The sequence below is a fragment of the Streptomyces tricolor genome (genome assembly GCF_002155905.1).
Taxonomy (GTDB): domain Bacteria; phylum Actinomycetota; class Actinomycetes; order Streptomycetales; family Streptomycetaceae; genus Streptomyces; species Streptomyces tricolor.
The window spans coordinates 1-551 of the sequence record NZ_MUMF01000778.1; the positions used below are offsets into that span (position 1 = coordinate 1).

Below are 551 nucleotides of genomic sequence, written 5' to 3' on the forward strand. Positions count from 1 at the left end.
GCGCTGCCCCCGATCACGCTGGGCGGGTTCGACATCAAGCGGCTGCGGGCCTCGACCGAGGCCATCGCCAAGGGTGTCGGGGTGCGCGGGCTGATCAACATCCAGTTCGCGATGGCCGGGGACATCCTGTATGTGCTGGAGGCCAACCCGCGGGCCTCGCGGACGGTGCCGTTCACCTCGAAGGCGACCGCGGTGCCGCTGGCCAAGGCCGCGGCCCGGATCTCGCTGGGCGCGACCGTCGCCGAGCTGCGCGCCGAGGGCCTGCTGCCGGCGAACGGGGACGGGGGCGAGCTGCCGCTGGACGCGCCGATCTCGGTGAAGGAGGCCGTCATGCCGTGGTCGCGGTTCCGTGACATCCACGGCCGCGGGGTGGACACCGTCCTGGGCCCGGAGATGCGCTCCACCGGTGAGGTGATGGGCATCGACTCCGTCTTCGGCACCGCCTACGCCAAGTCCCAGGCGGGCGCGTACGGGCCGTTGCCGACGAAGGGGCGGGCGTTCATCTCGGTCGCCAACCGTGACAAGCGTTCGATGATCTTCCCGGCGCGGGA

Annotated in this window: 1 protein-coding gene; it reads left to right on the top strand. The window is 71.9% G+C overall.

The genetic code is table 11. From position 1 onward, the window contains the following. Window positions 1-551: ATP-binding protein (locus tag CCN44_RS39330; protein WP_208639930.1), on the top strand; the 551-nt coding region annotated here is incomplete at both ends.